Origin of the sequence: Kineococcus indalonis, from assembly GCF_009906395.1 — a bacterium.
In the GTDB taxonomy this organism is placed as follows: Bacteria; Actinomycetota; Actinomycetes; order Actinomycetales; family Kineococcaceae; genus Kineococcus; species Kineococcus indalonis.
Genome location: NZ_JAAALM010000540.1, coordinates 1 through 2,621 on the forward strand (window position 1 = coordinate 1; position 2,621 = coordinate 2,621).

Consider the following 2,621-nt stretch of genomic DNA (forward strand, 5'->3'; position numbering starts at 1 on the left):
CGCCGACCCCTCCCGCACGGGTACCGCGCTGACGGCCGCCGTGCGCGGGCTCGCCGCCGGCACCGCCGCGGGAGCCACCGCGCTGGCCCCGGCGCCGGCGGACCCGGCCGGCGGCCCGCCGGTGCCGGTGCTCGCCGAGCCCGGCGGCGACGGTTCCTGGCGGCTGAGCGGCGAGGCGCACCGGGCCTCGAACCTCTTCGACGGCGCGGTCGTGGTGCTGCCCGTGCGGGCGCCCACCGAGCTGCAGCTGCGCGCGGGCCCCGCCGCGGGCCCCGCCGCGGGTCCTGCGCTGCGCCCCGGGGGGTGAGCGCCTCCGCGACCTCACGCCCGGACCCCGCGGGACGTCCACGGGGTGTGGAGGGACGCACCGGGGAGCCGCTGGAGCCGTTCGAGGCCGTCGTGCAGCGGCACGGGCCGCTCGTGCTGCGGGTGTGCCGGGCCGTCGTCGGCCCCGACGTCGCCGACGACGCCTGGTCGGAGACGTTCCTGGCGGCGCTGCGCGCCTACCCGTCCCTGCCGCCGGGCAGCGACGTGCGGGCGTGGCTGGTGACGATCGCGCACCGCAAGGCGCTGGACGCCCACCGCGCCGCGCGCCGCCGGCCGGTGCCCACCGCCGAGGTGCCCGAGACCGCGGTCCCGGCGCACGAGGGCGACCCGGTGCGCGACGCGCGGCTGTGGGCGGCGGTGGCGGCGCTGCCGCCCAAGCAGCGCCGGTGCGTGGCCTACCACCACCTCGCCGGGCTGCCGCACGCGCAGGTCGCCGCCCTCGTGGGCGGCACCCCCGAGGCGGCCCGGCGCGCGGCGGCCGACGGGGTCGCCGCCCTGCGCAGGACCTGGGAGCCGGAGGAGCCGTCGTGACCGAGGACGAGGTGGGCGTCGTGGACGAGGACGAGGAGGACGTCGTGGACGAGGACGAGGAGGACGTCGTGGACGAGGAGGACGTGGACGGGGGGGTGGTGGCCGCGCTGCTGGGCGGGCCCGGCGCGGGCGCGCGCCTGGACGCGCTGCGCGCCCGGCTGGCGCGCGAGGCCGCCGGGGCGGACCTGCTCGACGTGGCGTACCGGACGCTCGACTCCCCGGTGGGGCCGCTGCTGCTGGCGGCCACCCCGCGCGGCGTCGCCCGGGTCGCCTTCGGCCGCGAGGACCACGACGCCGTGCTGGCCGACCTGGCCGCCCGGCTCAGCCCGCGCGTGCTGCGCGACCCGGGCCGGCTGGAGACCGCCGCCCGCCAGCTCGAGGAGTACTTCGCCGGGCACCGCGAGCGCTTCGAGGTGCCGCTGGACCTGTCCCTGGCGCGGGGCTTCCGCCGCGACGTCCTCACCGTGCTGGGCGGCCTGGCCTACGGCACCACCGCCACCTACGCCCGCGTCGCCGAGGCCGCCGGCAGCCCCCGCGCCGTGCGCGCCGTCGGCACCGCCTGCGCCCGCAACCCGCTGCCGCTGCTGGTGCCCTGCCACCGCGTCGTGCGCGGCGACGGCAGCGCCGGCGGCTACCTCGGCGGCCCCGACGCCAAGCGGCTGCTGCTGCGGCTGGAGGGCGCCGCCGCCCCCGGGTCGACGTCGCCGGGCGCGCGCGGCAGGGTGGGGCCGTGAGCGAGACCGACCCCGAGGACTTCACCCCCGACAGCGCCCCGGGCCCGGAGGACGCCGAGGCCGTGGAGGACGCCGCCGAGCAGGAGCGGCTGCGCCGCGCCGCCGAGCGGCCCGACCCCGTCGACGCCGACGAGCGCGAGGAGCCCGGCCTCGTCGACGACCCCGACGACGGCGGTGCCCGCTGACCCCTGACGGGGCCGCCGGCGATCCCGACGACCCCTACGCGGGGCTGCGCCGGGAGACGCCCACGGAGCGCATGGACCGCAACTGGGTCGAGCTGCTCCAGGAGCTGCGGGTGGTGCAGACCGGCGTGCAGCTGCTCGCCGGCTTCCTCATGACGCTGCCGTTCCAGTCGCGCTTCGAGGAGCTGGACCGCTACCAGCGCGGCGTGTACGTCGCGGTGCTGCTCCTCGCCGTCACCGCCATCGTGCTCTTCGTCGCGCCCGTGGGGTACCACCGGGCGCTGTTCCGCCGCCGCTCCAAGGCCCGCCTGGTGGACGTCGGCACCCGCTACGCCAAGGCGGGGCTGGCCACCGTCGGGCTCGTCGTCACCGGCGGCGTCCTGCTGGTCGTGGACGTCGTGGGCGGGCGGCCCGCCGGCCTGGCCGCCGCCGGCTTCGTCGGGCTGCTGGTCGTCCTGTGCTGGTGGCTGCTGCCGCTGCGGGCCGTGCGGGTCGTGGAGGCCGGGCGCGCCGGTTGAGGCGCCCGGCCGGACCCCGCGCCGGGGCGTTTTGACGCCCCGCGCGCGACCCTCGTACGATCGCCGGTGGCATCGAGCGTCAGCGTCAAGCCCTGGCTTGCTGACCGGCAACCCTCGTCCGCGGTGGGGTGCTCCAGGTGAAAGCCCGGCGGGACGGAGCGTCCCGCAAGCGTGTGGCCGTCCGGCACCCGAGGTGCCCGCGGCCTTCCCGAGCAGGAGGCAAGCCGTCGTGAGCCCGTGCGCCACGCCCCCGTCGTGTCCCCGGGGCGGCGCCGCCACCGTCGCCGGCTGACCGCCCCGCACCCGCGCGCGCCCCCGCGGCGCCGCCC

General features: G+C 79.7%; 4 protein-coding genes, 1 pseudogene and 1 riboswitch. All 5 genes and pseudogenes read left to right on the forward strand.

Annotated features, from left to right (window positions below):
* A pseudogene (locus tag GTR00_RS18565) lies at nt 1-307 on the forward strand (hypothetical protein); the annotation flags it as partial.
* A 47-nt stretch (nt 308-354) separates the two neighbouring features.
* Entirely contained in the window at nt 355-858 is a 504-nt protein-coding gene (locus GTR00_RS18570; RefSeq protein ID WP_323132598.1) for an RNA polymerase sigma factor, read from the forward strand.
* Nucleotides 859-956: 98 nt separating this feature from the next.
* Nucleotides 957-1,592: a methylated-DNA--[protein]-cysteine S-methyltransferase gene (locus tag GTR00_RS18575; protein WP_166613051.1), complete on the forward strand. Its 636-nt coding sequence runs from the start codon at nt 957-959 to the stop codon at nt 1,590-1,592.
* Nucleotides 1,589-1,777, forward strand: coding sequence for a hypothetical protein (locus GTR00_RS18580; protein ID WP_166613050.1), 189 nt, complete (start codon nt 1,589-1,591; stop codon nt 1,775-1,777). Before GTR00_RS18575 ends, GTR00_RS18580 begins: the two co-directional genes overlap by 4 nt.
* A 71-nt stretch (nt 1,778-1,848) precedes the next feature.
* The gene (locus GTR00_RS18585) at nt 1,849-2,292 is read left to right on the forward strand and encodes a DUF6328 family protein (RefSeq protein ID WP_240900593.1); all 444 of its coding nucleotides are present in this window, start codon (nt 1,849-1,851) and stop codon (nt 2,290-2,292) included.
* A gap of 68 nt (nt 2,293-2,360) precedes the next feature.
* Nucleotides 2,361-2,470, forward strand: a riboswitch (SAM riboswitch).
* Nucleotides 2,471-2,621 lie beyond the last annotated feature (151 nt).